We start from the raw sequence: 19,050 nt of genomic DNA on the forward strand, positions 1-19,050 counted from the left end.
TTATGAAATGGGTATATCTTGCGCTTGCGATTTGTTTTGAATTACTGGGCACTTCATCCCTGAAAAGTACTGTGGGATTTACCAAGCTGGGGCCTAGCGTGCTGACCCTGTTTGGATATGCGGTAGCGTTTTACTTTTTATCCTTATCGCTAGATGAGATTCCTATTGGCATCGCTTATGCCATCTGGTCAGCGGTGGGCATCGTGCTGGTTGCAATCATAGGTTACTTTGTTTATGGCCAAGCCTTGGACAAGCCGGCCATCTTGGGCATGGGGCTGATCATTTTTGGCGTGGTTATCATGAATACCATGTCCAAGTCCATCGTGTCTTAGCCATCGCGCAGACAGGCAGCATTCGCGATTCATCCGCCAAGAGCGTTGACTCGTCAGAGATGAACCTATCCTGACGAGTCAACGCTCTTTCGTTAAACCACCTTTTTAGTGTGCGCCCACACGGCGGCTTCCAGGCGGCTGGTTAATTTAAGCTTACTGAGCAGATGCTTGATATGCACTTTGACAGTGGTGTCGCTGATGCCCAAATGCCTTGCGATGGTTTTGTTATTGAGGCCCTTTGCCAGGCACTCCAGAATCTCCCGCTCACGCTCGGTGAGGGAAACATCATCGTCTTGCTTGTTCAAGGTCGGATTCACCAACGCATTCTTCAGAATATCTGTCAGGCTTTCATGCAACACCGTGATGCCGGACATGGCTTTTTTCAAGCTTGCACACAAGTCCTCAGGCTCCATATCTTTCAATAAATAGCCATCGGCGCCAGCACGTAAAGCTTCCAGCAGGTCATCCTCAGCATCAGAAACCGTCAACACAATACATTTCGTATCAAGTTTGGCTTCTTTGATCCGCGTCAGTGTTTCTATGCCATTCATGACCTTCATATTCAGGTCAATTAAAGCCAGCCCCGGTTTTAGCTGCTCAACCAGAGAAAGCCCCTGTAACCCGGAGGCAGCCTCCCCAATCACATCGAACTCAGGATCCGAGGAAATCATCTGCATGACGCCTTTACGGAATAATGCGTGATCATCAATAATTACGACTGTCGTTGCCATTTTCTAACCCCATCTTTATTGTTTTATACCCTCATTTTTTGGTCGGAACACTAATCTCACCCGTGTTCCGCCTAATCGGCGAGGGATCACCTCAATTTCACCACCCAGACAATGGGCGCGTTCGGTCATAATCGCCAGCCCATAATGGTGTGGCTTAGACTCATCAAACGCGGGACCAATCCCGTCATCATCCACCATGACAATCACTTCGCCCGTGGACTGCAGTACTAACGACACTTTGACTTTTTCAGCGCCTGAGTGCCGCACAATGTTCGACAATGCCTCCCGGATAACGTGCAGCAAATGAAACTCTTCATTCACAGTCAACCGGCAATCTTGCAATCGGTTATCCAGCGCAATCGAGAGATTAGAACGGCTGGAAAACTCGCTAATGGTTTCCTCCAATACATGATCCAGACCTCGCACATCCATTTGCACCCGGAATGTCGTTAATAACTCCCGCAATTCTTTGTAGGCATTATCCAACCCTTCACGGATATCATTTGCAATTTCCGCGGCGTCTGAACTCACCCCCTCCTGATTGAAGATGTTCTGCAACCGTGCAAGCTGAAACTTCATATAGGACAACGACTGGGCGAGGGAATCATGTAACTCCCGCGCAATCACTGCGCGCTCCTCAAGCAAAGCCACACGCCTTCCCTCCTGCTCACGGGCCTGAAACCCCATGGCCATCGCCACCATCTGCGAAGTGACTTCAATCAGCTGGATTTCCATGTCCTCAAAATAGTGGTTGGCATCGGTCTCGATGAGCAGAATACCTAGCCAGCCATTGGAGCTTGGCAATGGCACTGTCGTGTATTGAATGCACTCCCCCTGGATAAGCTTGGTCTCATGCGTCACTTCAAACATTTGCAGATCTTGATCAAACATACTTTTATCGAAAGATAGCGGCGTATACCCCGAAAAAAGGGCCCGATGTGAAGAAAAGCGTGAGCCGATATCACTGAACATTAAGGCGACGTTCTTCGCATCCAATGTTTTTTCCATCGAATAAAGCACCTTTTTCAGGGTGATTTCATTCAAGTCAGAATTTGCGATCAACCTCGCCAACTTAAGCAGGAAGTCTTGAGATAACAGTGTTTTTCGCGCTTTCTCAGTACTGATCTTATTGGTCCAGTTGCTCTCCGCCTGATAGCCCTCAATGCGGGCCGACATTTCTGCGGTGAGTTTCTCCAACTTTTCCAACTCATCGCCATAATGAAAATCTTTGCCCTCATTGATTAGATCACTCGGGATCAGCTCATAAATGCGTCCCAAACGGGTTATCAGGATGCGCCAGGCAGTGAGCATGATGCATGCACCAATACAAATAGCCAGAAAGACGCAAGCCAATTGCATGATTTGAACGACTGCCTGCTTGGCTTCTACATCGTCTTTTGACGCCTCAATAAACTCATCATAAGCCTCAACAATCAGTTTGCCTTTCAGCAGCGTTTGCTCTTTAGAAGCGCCATACAAGCAACACTTAACAAACGCTTGGTGCAAGTGGCTGAGCTTTTCATAGGCAGCGGCCAAGCGGGTATCACTCTGCTTTCTACTCCAGGCATACGTTGCATCATCAAAATTACTGATACTCAGGGAAATTTTGTAGGGTTCTGCGCCAACTTGAGTGGCAGAAGTCTCCAACTTATAGAGCTCTTGCTTCCATAACATTTGCTCGTTATAGGCTTGGGTGATCGTTGCCAAATGATTGGGGACATAATCAAATAAAAATAACGAGGTCGCCTGCATCAGCACGACGACAATCATCAATGAAGCAACGAGCACATGCATGCTGGCATATAACTTGTGGCTATTGACGTACCTCTTTAATTTTCTAAAAAACACTAAAATATTTCGCATATCAGAAGCAGATTTTCTTATACTGATATTTTGATGTAACTAGGCAGCAGCATATGAGCATCTTTATATTTTCAACGATGATTATCAGTATTATTTACCTGATCGTCCTGGGTGCATGGCACAGCATTGAAGGTCCTTTTTTAGCACACTTGGCTATTCTGGTGACAATTGCCATCGCGATCTTTTCAGCAGCGCTGGTTTTTATTGTTCAACCCCTGTTTACCAAAGCCAGCACCAATAAAAAAAGTGAGTCTACACAACAACTTTCCTGGTTAAGAGAAACCTCCAACGCCTTGTCTTCCCCCGCTGTGCTGCTGGATGGCCTGATTGTGAAATTTGCCAATACGCCCTTCCTGCGCACACTCGGTTTGGTCGGCCTCGAAGACCAGATCAAGGGCATGCCGTTCACCAACATCATTCATCCCGCCGACCACCAGATCTTTGCTGAACTCAATGCGGAAGCAGCCACCGGAAAGACCAAAAATGAATCTACCAATATTCGCCTGATTTCACTCGATGGCTCGGCTATTCCTTCCAATGTCAGCCTCACCAAGATGCGTGAAGACAGGGATGCAAACCTCACTTTATTCCAATTTACACCGCTTTCTGCAGAACATACACTCAGCAGCCACTTTGACCCTCAATTTAACTATCATTTCATCATCGACAAACTCGAGCAGATTGTTTTCCAGCTCAACTTTGAAGGCAAAATTGTCTTTTTAAATCCCGCCTGGGAAAGCTTTCTTGAGTACGCGATCAAGGATAGCCTCAATAAAACCATTTCTGACTTTGCGCACCCTGAAGACAAGCTCATGGTGGAGTCCAGACTTGAATCCGTTGCCTACGGCAGAAAGCCAAGTTTCACCATCGACTTGCGTTTAATCTCCCTTCAGGGAGAGTCCAACTGGTTCCGTTTGAGAGCCAGATCCTCCTCAAATATTTCCGGCGAAAGAACCAGCGTTGTCGGCACCATTACCAATATTCAAGACATCAAGGATGCTGAAGCACAACACTCGGCAAACCGTCGTGCCGCTAATGCCCTGCTCAGCCATATCCCGGGGATGATTTATCGTTGCAGACATGACAGATCATGGACCTTCGAATATGTCAGCGAGGGCTGTATTGACATCACAGGCTACGATTCACTGGATTTACTGCACGACCCTAGTCTTACCTATAACCTGATTATCCACCCGACGGATAGAGCGGCGGTTTGGAAGTTGATTAATCAGCAAATTGCCGAAGATGAAACCTTCAATATTGTCTACAGGATCATTACCCGCAAGGGCGAAACAAAACTGGTGCAAGAAGTTGGGCGTGGCGTATTTTCGAGCACCGGCGAGCTGTTGGCACTGGAAGGATTCATCACCGCGGTGCCTGACAAACAACACCACGTTTCCACACTATCCTGACCATAGAACGTCCTTATACAGAGACCAGGCCTGATCGATACGAAGACCTGCCTGCTGGATCTGCGGCCAGCTAAACCCGCACGATCTCCCTTGTAAACCCACCACAACGTGGCAGCCAACCTAATTTAAGCTAATCACTAGCACACTAGCCCTTAGCTTAAGTCATGCTCGCGTTCGTGTAACCATTAAAGCTAAACGTGCCGGAGGGATTTGGGAGGCAATGAATATTGCCTCCCTGGCAAGCCCATTCTCGTTTGTACTGTCACTTGAGAGAGGTAAAGTACAGTGAACTTGTGCTTTTATTTTCAGGCTTAAGCAGGCGGGGGACAATTCCCATTTAGGATTACTCCCTTAGGAGTATTTACATGCAGAACGCAAGATGAGCCTGACTATTTTTAAAAGTAAGACCGCTTAGAAAGACGATGAATCTACAGAACATCCGTCAGCGACATGTGACGGATGCCTGTGATGCTGGAGTTACCTGACGGATGACAACGGCACGGGAGCAGCCTGTTGATGTCTTGGCAAGCGCAACGCTAGAAGCTGCGTTTGGCGAGTACGTGCAATTTGAGGGCTTTTTGCGACTGGAGATCGTCCCCCCTGAAGGTCGCATCTTGCCATGCCGTGTCTGCTGCAGCGCTTGTACGCTTGGGCTGTTGATAAGGCCGCTTACTCAAGTTCTGCATCTGCGTGGAATACATCGCAGATTTCACATAGACAGCATCAGCAGCATTTGTAGATTGCATCCCACCCAAAACCATGATTGATGTTGCGATAAAAACATGTACTTTCATCATTTTTTTCCTATGTCGTTGATATGGCGTGACGAACACCCGTCTTGTCATTTATTCCGGATGTGACCCGTACGCCAATACTTCGCCATCATCAAACTGTGCAAGCCAGTCAATCACATAGCGGTGATAACTCGTCATCCCCTTGTACTCAATCAAGTCTGGATGCAGGTCTTTTTGCACGCGGTGCAGACGCTTAGCCCATCGTGGATAGGTAGTGATATCTTTCAGGCTCATGAGGTAACACCTCACGCCAAATACAATCGCATTGCTACGCGGCAACCTGAACAGGCTCTGCAACTCAACGCGCAGGTTCACCAGGTCACCGACCGTCTCGTTATTGACCTTATTGCGGTCTATCGCCCATAGCGGGTAATTCTCTGGAGAAGTATCCAGCCGTGGATTCACGGTCATGGTCCAGTTCAGTCTACGCACGGGATTCCCCACTTGCAGATTCAGCAGGTATTTCAGGGCTCTATCCAACACGCCCAGCTCAGTCACCTTGGGCACTGGGCCATGCCATTCCTGCCATGACATGCCGGTATTAAATGCCAATGACCAGTCCGCCTGACTGGTTACAATGCCAGCATCTGAATACAGGGTGCCATCCCGCTGATCCAGCAAGACAAAATCACCTTGCATTTGACGCCCCATGTACTCGAATGGCTCTGAGGGCAGCGTGCTGGCATCACCAAAAGTGAAGGTATCCATGATGTCTAAAGGGCGATTTTCCCAGGTCCAGACGTTGCCATTTTTGGTGAGCGTGAAATACTCAGGATAATCATTGGCCATGGAGGTCATCGCGAGTTCGAGAAAGTCCCACTGCGCATCCATCATGTGCGGCAAGGCACTGTAACGGCCAGGGTCTTGTTCCAGTGTGATGATCTTGTCCAGGCACTCGGACACATAATGCTCATCCACATCAAATGTGAACTCATACACGGATCCCTGCGCACCTTTGGTATGTGGCTCGATATTGACCGAATACATGTAATGATCTTCGGCAAAAGGGAAAGGGAAACGCTTGATGGCTCCAGGGGAATTTTTGTAACTATAGTCATCCCGGAATGACTCATCATTGAAATTTAATTGCATGTTTATCGCCTTAATTCGAATAAGAAATGAATGGTGTGCAGGGCTTATAAATCCAATACCAAGCGTTTACCTTTGGTACGCGAAACGCATGGCATGATGCTTCTACAGGACACTTTTTCCGAGTCAGACAAATAGTGATCATGATGCTCGATACCACCATCCGTTTCGAGGACAGTGAGTTCACAGCGGCCACAAACGCCCCCGCGGCAGAGCGAATCCGCTTTGACACCCGCCGCTTCAATCGCCTCCAGCATACTCATTTCCGCGGGCACCTGAATTTCGATCTCAGACTTGGCCAGTTGCACCTTGAACGGTTCGCCTACAGGCGGCGAGGAGAATTCTTCGTTATGAATATTGTTCTCAGGCCAACCCAGGTTTCTGGCAGTCTCCAGCACAGCAACCACCATGGGAGACGGACCACACACATAGACATGAGAGCCCAGTGGCTGCTGGCTTAACAGCGCATTCAGGTCAATACGCTCGCCTTGACTGTCGGCATAGCAATGCAAGTGGCCCTCACACATTTCTTCCAGTTCATTGACAAAAGCGGCCTGCTCATAAGCGCGAAATGCGTAATGCAGTTCATAGTCTGCACCTACCCTTTTGAGGTCTTCTATTTGAGACATGAAGGGGGTAATGCCGATGCCACCTGCGATCAGGATATGCTTATGTGCCAGCTTGGACAGTGAAAAAAGGTTCACCGGGTGTGTGATCTTCAGGCGCATGCCGACATGCACATGCTCGTGCATAAACAAGGAGCCGCCACGTGAGCTTTCCTGGCGCCGCACAGAAATATGATAAGCCTGGGTATCTGTAGGTGACCCCATCAGTGAATAGGGATTCCTGTATGTTCTCCCCTCTGCATCCATCGTCACCACGATATGGCTGCCACCTGAGAATGAGGGCAGCTCAGAACCATCTTCATGCACCAGGGTAAAGTGCTTAATTAACGGTGTCACGGCCTCAATGGCAGCGACTTTTACATTGATTGTACTCATGGATAAATCTCCTCAATCGCAGGCAACTCCCCTGGAGACTCTGCATCAACCATCAAGCCCATATACGCGCCCAGATTTCTTGAAAAATGGTCACGCACAAACAGCATGCGCTCACAGCCACAGCAGGCAGTAATATTGGTTGTGACATACTTGGAAATGGTTTTGCAGTGCACACAGTACACACTGCGGGCCAGGGTATCGGCCTGCTCTTTCATGATTTCCATTTCCTGGATACCAAACGGTTTAGCCGCCGCGACCACATCCCAGATAAACCCTTCTGAACCGGCCACATAGATTCGCAAGCCCATTTGCGCATCGCGCAGTTCAAGCTGAAACTGCGTCAACAGGGCGTCGTCAAATTTATGTATATGCAGACCTTCGGGCACAACCATCTTTAAGGTGTCTGAATAATCCGCTTCCATCTGCCCATACTTTCCATACAGTACTTTGACCGGTTGTGTCGGGTGCATTTGCTGAAACAACTTGAGAACTGCCATACCACCTATGCCAGTGGCAAGCACCAGGTGTGAAGTCGCCTTCTCATGCCACTTTAAAGATGTATAGACAGGTTTACTTTTAATCCAATACCCACGTTCCATATTTATCTCTTCAATTAACCATACGCTGAGCACCGCGCCAGAGCCAACCATCGTGAATGTGGCATCTGAGATATCCGCAGCACCTTTGCAGCAAGACTAAAGCAAGCAAGTGTTGGCGAAAATTATCTTGAAGTTGTACTCCCAAAGGGGTAGCCATTTTTGAAGGATCGATGGCAAAAAAAGAAGGGCACTTATATGTGCCCCTGTGAAGGATGGTTGAACGATCCCTGCCGTATGAAATGCAGCCTAAATGCAAACCAATGCTGACGAAAAAGCATCGTGACACGTCAAGAGTAAGCTCATTGTGCCCACTTGCAAATGATCATGAGGTTGTACTTCCAAAGAAGTATTTCCTCATGATGCAGATAAAAAAAGGGCACTAAAAAGTGCCCCAAAGTCAGACCACTCAAAAAAACTCACTATGCTGCAAGCTGGGCTTTCAGTTCTTCTTCTATGTCAAAAATATCAGCCACAATGCCATATTTGGCGATGGTAAAGATTGAAGCACCCGGGTCGGTATTCACCGCAATAATCGTAGGGACATGCTTCATGCCAGCCATATGCTGGATGGAACCTGAAATGCCCATAGCGACGTAAAGCTTGCATGACCCAACCACCTTGCCTGATTGACCCACCTGCCTGGATTTAGGTAACCAGCCAGCATCCGCAATCGGGCGTGAGCAGCAAAGGGTTGCACCTGCTTCGTCTGCCAACTCGCGGAATTGCTCCACATTGGTTTCTTCGCCAATCCCGCGGCCAATCGACATGATGAAATCAACGGTGGTGATATCAATATCATTACCGCCGCCAACTTCTACGTAGTCTTTGTTTTGGCTGCGAGATTGCACTGACGGTGCATCCATATGAGACACGGCTGGACTACCTGCCCCATCCAATGGCTTGAATACGCTAGGGCGGATCGTCAGTACCACGGTTGACTTACCTGGGAAATCAACTTCAACGTTAACCTTCTGGTTGTAGCCACCACGGGTGGCAACAAGTTCATCCCCTTGATACTCCACAATATACACATCCGTGGCAAATCCATAACCGGCCTTACTTGCCAAAGAGGAGGCATAACCCAGTGAATCCACGGAGTGCGGCAGCAATACGACAGCCGGATTGTGAGCCGCAATTAATGCAGAGACGGAGGCTTCAAACACATCAGGATCGAAATCAGCCGATGGTCCTTTGACAACCACAAGCTCATCTACCCCATTGACCGATAATGCAGGTACAAAAGCGTCTGCCTGGCTACCAATCACGGCCACCACGACTTTGTCATCGGCACTTTTCTTCAGGCCATTTGCGGCGCCGATCAACTCCAATGAGACGGGACGTAAATCGTTACGGCGATGTTCTGCAATCACCAATATTTTACTCATGACTATGCTCCTTTGAATTCATTAATGATTTGAATGATTTTTGCCGCCTGCTCAGAAATAGTGCCTTCAATCATGGTGGCACGGCCTTTTTCCGGGATGTACATGCGACGTACGCGTGACATGGATTGGGCAGCACCGACATGATTTGCAGAGAGTCCAATGTCAGCCAGGGAGACTTCCTCAATCGGCTTGGTCGCGGCTTGCTTGATACCTCGCAGCGACGCATAGCGCGGCTTGTTAATGCCAAGCTGGATGGTCAGCACGGCCGGGCAGTTGATTTCAACTTCTTGCAGCATGCCGCCTTCAAGTTCACGACGGATGACGGCTTTGTTGTCACCTGGCTTGTATTGCAAGTCGGCGACCACTGCCGCATGTGGCCAATTCAGATAAGAAGCGACTGAAATACCGGTAGAGGCATACGCCTGGTCAGAAGACTGCACACCGGCAAACACCATATCCGGCGCTTCTTTCTTGATCACTTCGGTCAGAATGCGGCCAACCACGATGGCGTCAGAGCCCTCTGCAGCGTCATCCCAGACTCTGACCGCGCGGTCCGCACCCTTGGCCAGGCACTTGCGTAGGCTTTCATCTACACGATCCGGACCCACAGACACCACGACCACCTCAACCTCGGTATCGCTAGACTCTTTGATCTTCATCGCCTCCTCTAGCGAAAAGTCATCCCACTCATTCAGGTCATACATCATGAAATCTTCATCGACGTCCAAACCGTCGTCTCGAATTTCAAAGTCTTCTTCCAGTGCTGCGGTCTGTTTTACTGCCACTAATATCTTCATACCTTCGTCTCCTTCATTACTTCGTTACTAGAAATGTATCGGGCATTTTCAGGCAGATATTTGCTGCCCACCGATATACCGAAAACCTGACCTGGAAGTCTGGATCATCCCGCAGACTCCACTTATCCTGTGCTTGCAAATGAGGGTTGTGTACAAGCAACACGCGGTGCAAGTAGTAAGGGTCCTCAAGTAAGGGCAGCAATGTATTGCGTGTTGCTGACTTATTTAAAATCACCCCTCTTCTCACATCCGTGTCACTCGAACCGACCAACGCCTTCAAAATACTTTGTGGCGTATTGGGGTTGTTTGCCACGCCACTTAATACATTTACATCCTTATCATCCGCCAATTTGCTGAGGATTCTTTGTGAGGCATTGACCTGGTAGGCCACCCCGGACCGCACCCAAGCACTTGTGTCCTCCGCGAGCATATTGAGCAAATGCACCGTACTCATTGAGTTACGTGCTACGGCCCGCCTGACATCAGCAGTCTCATCCACTGCAAGCCGGTACAGCACATCCAGTGATGTGGTCGGACTGCGCGCAACTCTCTGCCTGACCCAGATGTCATCATCTCTGGACAAGGCCTCAATATGCTCTTCCGACAAATCAATACGCGAAGCCACTTCACGCCTGACCAACTCACTTTTATCCTTAATCAAGTGACGAAAGAGGGCGACCGGCGTTAAAACATTCGCAGCAACGCCAGCCCTCACGCCTGCATCCTCACAGGCTGCATAACGCTGCAGGCTCTCCTTGCTCACCCGGCGGTTCCTGGCCAGCACGCGCATCATCAACACTTCTTCGCTTGCCGCAGCTTTCGCAATCAACCAAGCCGGGCAATTGGCATGTCCAAGGATGGCCGCCTGCGTATAGACATCCGATGCATCAAATATCCTTGTCAGCAACTCAGCAGAGGCCGATGCGTTCTGGGCAATATTTTTGTGGATGGCCACTGCGATATCACTCCCAGAGGCACGCTCCGACAACTCCGCCAGCACCTTGGCATTCGCTGCGGGGTTTTTACTCAACGCCAACAAGCATTCACTATCGTTGGCGTGGAGTGCGATCCTTCTTAAAACCTCCGTCCCACTGTTTAAGTGTTGCGCGATGAGCTTGGTGAGTCCGGCCTTGTCCTTGCTGCGCGCCTCTTCGTACAGGCCGGATAACACGCTGGATGACGTTCCAGGGTTTTTATCCAGCCGCAGTTCAATCGCCTCATCGTGAACGCCTGCTAATGCGGTGAGTACCGATGCCGGTGTATGCTCCCAGCGGGCAATGGCTAACGCCGTTCGCCTTGTGCCGCAAATCAGCGCTTCTAATTCGAGCTTTGTGATCCCTGTTGCCAGCTCATGCACAGCAGCGGCAACATATGGGTCTCTCGATTTAATCGCTAACTGCACCAGCGCATCAGCACTCCCAAACATCATGCATCTCACTCTGAGGTTGAAATAACCTCGGCCACACCGGTGATGTCGACAACGTCGTACTCAATACACTCATCAATCAGCTCAATCAGCTCTCGCACTACAAACTGACCTTCAAAGCCTGATGTTTTAAGGGCATCCTCGAACATCGTCAGATCTTTCGGACATGACACGATGAACACGTCCAGGCCCTCAATCTGTCCAGCTTCACGCATACGGTTTGCTGAGGGTTTCTCAATACCTACCGGATCCGGAATCCAGATACGGCCACCGCCAGCACCACAACAGAATGAGTTATCGCGGTTACGGCCCATCTCCACCAGTTCGCAGCCCAGCAGCTTGATCACATCGCGAGGCGCGTCATAGCCTTTGTTATAGCGGCCTAAGTGGCATGGATCGTGGAAAGTCACACGGTAATCGAGCTTTTTCTTCAGTGTGATCTGACCAGATTCAATCAACTGTTTCACCAAGGTGGTGTAGTGATTGATTTCAAACTCACCGCCAAAGTCCGGATACTCGTTACGGATGGTGTTGAACGAGTGCGGGTCAGTGGTGACAATCGACTTGAAATCACATGACTGCAGCGTGCCGATGTTCGAAGTCGCCAGGTGTTCGTACAAACCTTCTTCACCCACACGGCGGATGTCGTTGCCTGCATTCATTTCGGCTTCAAACAACAAACCAAAATTGATACCGGCTTTATTCAACAGTTTTGCAAATGATCTTGTGACTTTCTGGTTACGTGGATCAAAGGACGCATAGTCACCCACAAACCAGAGAATATCGACAGGCTCAGCCCTGGCATCCTTGATTTCAAATGGCAGGTCTTTGGCCCAGGCTGCGCGCTTGCGCTTTGACTCACCAAAAGAGTTGCCTGTTTTATGAATGGTTTGCAATGTTTTCTCGAGGATAGGCTCCATCTCGCCAGCTTCCACCAGATTGCGACGCATTTGCACGATGATAGGCACATGCTCAACCGCAACGGGACAAATCTCGACACACGCCAGGCATGTACGGCATGACCAGAGTGTTTCCTGCATGACCTGGCCAGGGGACTTACCATGGATATCCAGTTCAGCCTCAGCCGGCAGCTCCTTGGCATTCAAAGTCTTATTCGCGAATTCACGCAGAGACAGAATCACGTCACGTGGTGACAGTGGTGCCCCTACGGCATTGGCAGGACACGCCTCCTGACAGCGACCGCACTTGGTACAAGCATCCAGGTGCAACAGGTTTTTCCAGGTTAAATCGGTAATGGTTTTATAACCGGCATTCGCCTGCTCAACCGGAATGATGGGCAATCGTCTGCCCACCAGCGGGCTCTTGAACATCAGAGAGGCAGCGGCGGTGAAGATGTGCTTGATTTTGGTGTAGGGAATACACGCAATAAACGTTAGTGACAGCAAGCCATGGAACCACCACAGGTATGGGCGGAATGCGCCCGCACCTTCTGCAGTCATGCCCAGCCCTGCCATCAGATGCGCAAGGATGGCACCTACCGGTGACCAGAAACGATGATCCCAGACCGAAGGGGTTTCACTGAGCCAGACCAGACGTGTCGCTTCCAGAATAAAGCCGGTGACACCAATCAGGATGAATGACCACAGGAAAGCCCAGTCTTCGCGACGGTAGCCGCTACGATCATAGTCCGGATCGCCGACTTGCCTGTCCACACGCTTGTAATCAAGCTTGGGCAAATGCATCCACTTACGGCGATACATCATGTAAAGCAGACCCGCGATCACGCCGAAACCGGCGACATCCAGCACTAAAGAAAACAGTAGGTAAAAGTTACCGTACCAGAATCTCACACCGAATAACGGCTCAAGAATGTCGTACTCTAAAGTGATAGTGGCAGTACCGATGAAGAGTAAAACAAAACCAAAGAAAATCAGGCCATGCGCACGGCCCGCTTTTTTGTCACGACGCACCAAAGTACGATGTGAGGCCATGGTCTTAACCATGTCCCAAAAGCGTTTGAAGATTTGGTTCCAAGATTCATCTGGCTTACCGCGGCGATATTTACGCACCTGTACATAACAGCCGTGAATAAAGATCGCAATCGCAAGATAACCAAATGCATAGAATAGATAGATTGCCTTCGGGTCAAAGTCCTGGAAGAGTATTCGAGTGATTTGTGTAGGATCTGTCATTGTTATCACCTGTTTCTGAATGAATGAGTTCCATTAGCCCATGGGCAACTTGTAACTTGTATGTCGGGATTAATGCGTTGAAGCAAGGTCGGCGAGCTTGTGCTGCCGACCTTACACTCATCAGGCGTTAAACTTTGTACTCAATTTTGAAATTACCACCTGGCATATGCGGCGTGCCCCATGCGATGGTTTCACGCTTGTATGGGATGGCAATTTGTGGGTTTGCTTCTTCAATTTCACGGGCCACGCGGTGACCCGTAAATGTTGCATCAGCAATCAAACGAGGCGCTTCAGCATCACCAATCAGGTAGATACCTTTAATGTCGTTCTCAGCCCACTCAGATTCACGGGCTTTTAGCTCATTCCAAAGCGTGCACTCTGAATGACGGCCTGTCACCAGCACCAGGGAATCAAACTCAATCCAACGATGCGAGGTATTGGCATCACGAGGAGAAACGCCTGGGCCACGGTAAGTACGCTTAGAACCATCACCCCAGATGTTGTAAATTTCCATACGGCCCGGTTCGATGCGTGAGCAGAAGTGATCGCCCAGCTCCTCAACATGCAGTTCGTGCAAACGACGCATCATGTTTGGATATTCCAGCGTGAAGTGCATGTAGTTAGCCAGGTGCACGCCAGAAACGATGGTTACTTCGTGACCGGCTGTCGCCAGCTTCTCAGCCAGGCTAGGCGCCATGAAATAAGTATCCGCATTCAGGATCACCACACGCTTACCAATTTTCTTCTTGCCTTCCATGACTTGCTCTGGTGTCAGTTGATCTGGCAAGGAAGCATCTGCCCCGGGAATTGGGTCATGCGTCAGGCAGTTGGTACCATCGGTATTCCAGCGCGCACCGGTAGCGATGATGACTTTGTCAGCACCATATTGCAGCACGTCGTCAGCCGTCATTGGTTTTTGACCCAATGCCAATTGGCTTTCTTTGTTCTTCTTCAGCAACTTGGTGATTTGTGTCTCACGATAGTCACGGTGATAGCTCCACTCACCCAAACCTGGCAGCGCTGCCACCTGATTCAGGTGACCACCGATTTTCTCTGCGGTATCGGTCAAGTGGACGGTATAGCCACTTTCCATCAACACGCGGGCTGCTTCAGAACCGGATGGACCAGCACCCACGATCAATACAGAATCCTTGTTCTTAGTTTGACGGAATTTCTCTGGATGCCAACCACGACGGTATTCTTCACCTGCTGTCGCATTCTGCGTACAAATCATTGGAGGACCACCGATTTCCCAGCGGGAAATACACACGTTACAACCGATACACACACGGATATCGTCATAACGACCCTGCTCAACCTTTTGTGGCAAGAACGGATCAGCAATCGAAGGGCGTGCGCAACCAATAATGTCGGCATAGCCTTTGGTGACGATTTCGATCATTTTTTCAGGGTCGGTATAGCGTCCAACACCCAATACTGGTTTTTTGGAAACCTGCTTAACCAGCTTGACCCAAGGGATGGTATGGCCTTGCTGGTAGAAACGAGACGGCCCAGCATCTTCACCCCACTCAGCAATATCCCCAATCGTGATGTCCCACATATCGACCAATGAGTCAGCCATTTCAACAAACTTCTGGCCATCCACTTCAGCTTCGATTTGACCTGGGCCATACACAGTATCCACACCGAAACGTGTCGCAATGGCACAATCCGAACCCACGGCATGCTTCACTTTTTCCAGTGTTTCCAGCCAGAAGCGCGCACGGTTCTCCAATGAGCCGCCGTATTTGTCTGTACGTTTGTTGTAGTAAGGATTCAAGAATTGCAGTGGCAGATAAGAGTGCGCACCGTATACGTAGACAATGTCAAAACCAGCATCGCGTGAGCGCTTAGCTGCATCAACGTAGAACTGCTGTACCTGAGCGATATCGCTCAAATCCATTTCTTTACAGTAGGACAGCGTTTCGAACTCTGAAGCGTACTGGCTTGGACCACGTGGCGTAGCACGTGACTCCATGTTAGGTGCGTGTGCACCGCCGTACCATAACTCGACCCCGGCCAACGCACCGTACTTATGCACTTCGTCGGTCATGGCTTTCAGGTTACGTACGTCACCTTCGTCCCAGATACGTGCAGACAAACGGTGCGTATCATCAGACTCAGGGTTAATAGAACAATATTCAGTGTTTAGAGCAGCCCAACCACCTTCAGCTTTAACCGAACGGTGTGCAGATTGAAAGCCAGGCTTATCGGATCCAGCACCGATACAATGCGGTACTTGGTAAAAGCGATTGCGTAATGTTTTGGGTCCAATTTGTATTGGCTCAAACAAAATGTCATGTTTAGGATCGCGTGCCATTTTATAAGTGTCTCCTTGAAATTTATGGGATCAAACTATGTGTCATTTTCATAGTGATACCCAGGAGAGACAATTACACTCATGGCTTACTACTTAGGTGTTACTCAGTAGCGCTTGACTTTTAAGCATGCAATGCTGGTGAAAATATTGCTTTAGACTTTGCGCATCAGAGGGGTTAAAGTTGGTCGGTATACCAGACCACAAGAATGGCAACGGCAATGGTGACGTAAGGCAGGTGCTCGAAGAATTTTGTATATCTTGGCCGATTCACTTGTACCTGCATGTCGCTTAGCAACTGCGTCGGGAATACGCCTTTATCTTCAAAATAATGGCGGTAAATGAATAAGGGCACGATGAGGGAAGAAAAGAAGAGCCCAGTCCTTAACGTGCCCTCGCCCCAAATTTCCGTACCCATTCCCATGATGGCCAAATTGAGGTAGCCAAGCAGCACGCCTGCGCCCATCAAGATATTTGGTGTTTTATAAGGCCGCTCCCAATGCGGCCTGTCCATGCGATGGATCCAGCCGGCATTCAACACCAGAAAATGATAGATGATATACGCCACATTGGAAGCCGCTAGCACAAACACATAATCCGACATCATGAGCAGGATGAGGTTATAGGAAAGGTCTGTCCACATCGCCCTGGTCGGCGAACCATTCTCATTGACCACAGATAAATACTTGGGCAACAAACCATCCACTGAGGCTTGGTAAAGTGTTCTGGCCGAACCTGACATGGTGGTCATAATCGCCAGCAGCAAGGTGATGATGAGCATCACCACCATGATATTGGCGATGATTGCGCCGCCACCGACAATGGAAGCCAGCGCACTGGCCACCCCATTCCCCTTATAAATATTGGCAGCGAGCATGCCGTCGTACATGGCCGGTGACTTCACTTCCCCTGCATCCCCGATCACAGCAGGCACCACCAACTCCCCTAGCCCCAAGTGACTTTGAAACGCAAGCGGCACCAAGGTAAACACGGCCATACAGAGCAATGCGGAATAAACAATCGCCTTGAAGGTATCCGCCTTGGGATCCTTAAACTCACGCGTGTAGCACAACGCCGTTTCAAATCCATAAGTGGACCATGCTGCTACAAATAATCCGCCCGCCATCAGCTTCCAGCCATCCAGATTCCAGTCGCCATCAATGACATTGCCGTCCATGTCGTATGCTAATGGCGTGAGCGGAAAGAAATGTTCGCTAGCCAGGTCGCCAGTGACAAAAGGCACCAGTCCAATCAACAACAATGGGATGAGCGCCACTAACCCCAACACCATGGTGGTGCTGACTGAGCGTAAAATACCACCGTGCTGCACGGCGAACACCAGCAATAGAAAGGTGGCGCCCAGAATGAAGGTTGCATTGATTCTCAGGCTGAGGCCCGCCTTGATCGTACTTAAATCCAGCAACGTGATTTGCCAGGTATTGATCAGCGAGTTTGCATCAAACAGAATGCTTAACGAGTAGCCTGCGGCTAAACCTGAGCCAATCGCCAGTACCGGCGACCAGGCGGCCCAGTTACACCATACATTCAACGTAGCAATAAACTTGCTGTAGCGTATCCAGGCAACCGCACTATGGATGGACAACCCGCCAGACTTATGTGGGAACAGCCCAGCAATCTCCGCATAAGTAAAAGCCTGGATAAAACCAAAGCTAATCGAGACCATCCACACCAGCCAGGCCGGTTTACCGACGGTTGCCGCGACAGCGCCTAGGGTGAATAAGACCAGCCCCGGCACCCCGCTTGCAATCCAAAAGGCGCCCTTCCAGCCAATGCCTCTATGCAAACCAGTTTGGGCTGCAGGTGCCTGACTGGGGAGATCAGCCGCAACGGAATGATCAGAAGAGGATAAAGTCACTGTGGGTGGCCCAATAGGCGATGCTGGCGTAATCCATGCATTCAGAACCGTCTGCGTTTTTGGTTAATTTAGCGGATGAACAAATTCAAATCATACCGCTTTCTGCCAACTGTCCCTAGTCACGAAATCGGTGACGCTTAAACCAAAACCAGACATGCTTGGTATTTTGCGCGGTTCAGCCATCAAGCGCATATTCAAAACTCCCAAATCTCTAAGTATTTGTGCACCAATCCCATAATCTTTGAGCGTATGCTGGTTGTTTGATGGATAAGCTGCTGAGTGAATTGCATTGATAACATCTCCATTTTTCTCTTCACGCCTTAACATCACAATCACCCCTTCGCCGACCTGACTGATTTTGCGCATCGCATCAGGCAAGCTCCAGCTATGGTGCTTGCTACTCGCGTCCAATACGTCCAGCACAGACAAGGGCTCATGCACTCTGACTAATATACTTTTCTCTTTATTCATCGTGCCTTTCACCAAGGCCAAATGCAGTTCATTCGCCAATGACTCTTGATACGCAATCAGCTGAAAGGGTCCATAAGGGGTTTCAATGAGCCGCTCGGCGACACGCGATACCAGGCATTCTGTTTGGCTTCTGTAACTAATCAAGTCTGCGATAGTGCCAACCTTCAGGTCAAATTGCGCCGCAAACTCCAAAAGATCGGGTAAACGTGCCATTTCGCCATTATCTTTGAGGATTTCACAAATCACGGCAGAGGGGTCCAGATTTGCCAGCCTGGCGATGTCACATCCAGCTTCAGTATGACCTGCGCGTACCAACACCCCTCCACTCTCGGCAATGAGTGGGAAGACATGCCCGGGGCTCACAATATCCAATGGTTTTGCATGTGCCTGTACAGCGGTTTTAATCGTGTGCGCCCTGTCAGCCGCTGAAATACCCGTGGAAACCCCTGCTGCGGCCTCAATAGAGGTCGTGAAGTTGGTGCCCATTTTTGTGCCATTACGGGACACCATCGGACTGAGGTTGAGTTGTCGCCCACGTTCAGGTGAAATCGTTAAGCAAATCAAACCACGCCCATGCTTAGACATGAAGTTAATCGCCGCCGGAGTCACATGCTCAGCCGCCATCACCAAGTCGCCTTCATTTTCCCTATCTTCATCATCCAGCAGGACAACCATGCGACCGGCCCGGATCTCTTCGATAATCTCAGTAATGGGACTAATGAGCTTTCTGGTTTTTTTATAAGTGACAGAGGCCTTGACTGATGTAGCCTGGTTTAACAAGGCACTTTCTACCGGAATATTCAT

15 protein-coding genes are annotated in these 19,050 nt (G+C 49.6%); 2 read left to right on the forward strand and 13 right to left on the reverse strand.

Annotated features, from left to right (window positions below):
* The first annotated feature begins 2 nt into the window (after positions 1-2).
* Positions 3-332, forward strand: a complete 330-nt coding sequence (locus ACIDE9_RS09850; protein ID WP_411994479.1) for a DMT family transporter — start codon at positions 3-5, stop codon at positions 330-332.
* A gap of 92 nt (positions 333-424) precedes the next feature.
* On the opposite strand, the gene narL is transcribed toward ACIDE9_RS09850, so the two are convergent.
* On the reverse strand, positions 425-1,063 hold the full coding sequence (narL, locus tag ACIDE9_RS09855) for a two-component system response regulator NarL (protein WP_018987043.1): 639 nt from the start codon (positions 1,061-1,063) through the stop codon (positions 425-427).
* A 15-nt stretch (positions 1,064-1,078) separates the two neighbouring features.
* Positions 1,079-2,926 carry a histidine kinase gene (locus ACIDE9_RS09860; RefSeq protein ID WP_411994481.1) on the reverse strand — a complete coding sequence of 616 codons (1,848 nt, stop codon included), beginning with the start codon at positions 2,924-2,926 and terminating at the stop codon, positions 1,079-1,081.
* 149 nt (positions 2,927-3,075) lie between these two features.
* Between ACIDE9_RS09860 and ACIDE9_RS09865 the strand changes: the two genes are divergently transcribed.
* Positions 3,076-4,338, forward strand: a complete 1,263-nt coding sequence (locus ACIDE9_RS09865; protein ID WP_411994483.1) for a PAS domain-containing protein — start codon at positions 3,076-3,078, stop codon at positions 4,336-4,338.
* A 536-nt stretch (positions 4,339-4,874) separates the two neighbouring features.
* Here ACIDE9_RS09865 and ACIDE9_RS09870 read toward each other — a convergent pair.
* The 11 genes from ACIDE9_RS09870 to ribBA form a co-directional block, all read right to left on the reverse strand.
* Complete coding sequence (locus tag ACIDE9_RS09870) at positions 4,875-5,135, reverse strand: hypothetical protein (RefSeq protein WP_411994485.1); 261 nt, start codon at positions 5,133-5,135, stop codon at positions 4,875-4,877.
* A gap of 48 nt (positions 5,136-5,183) precedes the next feature.
* Positions 5,184-6,224, reverse strand: a complete 1,041-nt coding sequence (locus tag ACIDE9_RS09875; protein ID WP_194754664.1) for a heme-dependent oxidative N-demethylase family protein — start codon at positions 6,222-6,224, stop codon at positions 5,184-5,186.
* Positions 6,225-6,268: 44 nt separating this feature from the next.
* Positions 6,269-7,222, reverse strand: coding sequence for a PDR/VanB family oxidoreductase (locus ACIDE9_RS09880; protein WP_411994487.1), 954 nt, complete (start codon positions 7,220-7,222; stop codon positions 6,269-6,271).
* On the reverse strand, positions 7,219-7,821 hold the full coding sequence (locus ACIDE9_RS09885; RefSeq protein WP_228519978.1) for a dimethylamine monooxygenase subunit DmmA family protein: 603 nt from the start codon (positions 7,819-7,821) through the stop codon (positions 7,219-7,221). The genes ACIDE9_RS09880 and ACIDE9_RS09885 overlap by 4 nt, the downstream gene beginning before the upstream one ends.
* 419 nt (positions 7,822-8,240) lie before the next feature.
* Entirely contained in the window at positions 8,241-9,206 is a 966-nt protein-coding gene (locus ACIDE9_RS09890) for an electron transfer flavoprotein subunit alpha/FixB family protein (protein ID WP_411994490.1), read from the reverse strand.
* A gap of 2 nt (positions 9,207-9,208) precedes the next feature.
* Positions 9,209-10,003 carry an electron transfer flavoprotein subunit beta/FixA family protein gene (locus tag ACIDE9_RS09895; RefSeq protein WP_411994492.1) on the reverse strand — a complete coding sequence of 265 codons (795 nt, stop codon included), beginning with the start codon at positions 10,001-10,003 and terminating at the stop codon, positions 9,209-9,211.
* Between the two features lie 16 nt (positions 10,004-10,019).
* The gene (locus tag ACIDE9_RS09900) at positions 10,020-11,432 is read right to left on the reverse strand and encodes a hypothetical protein (RefSeq protein ID WP_411994493.1); all 1,413 of its coding nucleotides are present in this window, start codon (positions 11,430-11,432) and stop codon (positions 10,020-10,022) included.
* Between the two features lie 5 nt (positions 11,433-11,437).
* The gene (locus tag ACIDE9_RS09905; protein WP_194754668.1) at positions 11,438-13,582 is read right to left on the reverse strand and encodes a heterodisulfide reductase-related iron-sulfur binding cluster; all 2,145 of its coding nucleotides are present in this window, start codon (positions 13,580-13,582) and stop codon (positions 11,438-11,440) included.
* A 127-nt stretch (positions 13,583-13,709) separates the two neighbouring features.
* The gene (locus ACIDE9_RS09910; RefSeq protein WP_019880646.1) at positions 13,710-15,902 is read right to left on the reverse strand and encodes an FAD-dependent oxidoreductase; all 2,193 of its coding nucleotides are present in this window, start codon (positions 15,900-15,902) and stop codon (positions 13,710-13,712) included.
* A gap of 175 nt (positions 15,903-16,077) precedes the next feature.
* On the reverse strand, positions 16,078-17,775 hold the full coding sequence (locus ACIDE9_RS09915) for an APC family permease (protein WP_411994495.1): 1,698 nt from the start codon (positions 17,773-17,775) through the stop codon (positions 16,078-16,080).
* 90 nt (positions 17,776-17,865) lie between these two features.
* Positions 17,866-19,050 (reverse strand): bifunctional 3,4-dihydroxy-2-butanone-4-phosphate synthase/GTP cyclohydrolase II, encoded by a 1,185-nt coding sequence (ribBA, locus tag ACIDE9_RS09920; RefSeq protein WP_411994497.1) that lies wholly within the window; start codon positions 19,048-19,050, stop codon positions 17,866-17,868.

It is taken from the genome of Methylophilus sp. 'Pure River', from assembly GCF_046765995.1.
GTDB lineage: Bacteria > Pseudomonadota > Gammaproteobacteria > Burkholderiales > Methylophilaceae > Methylophilus.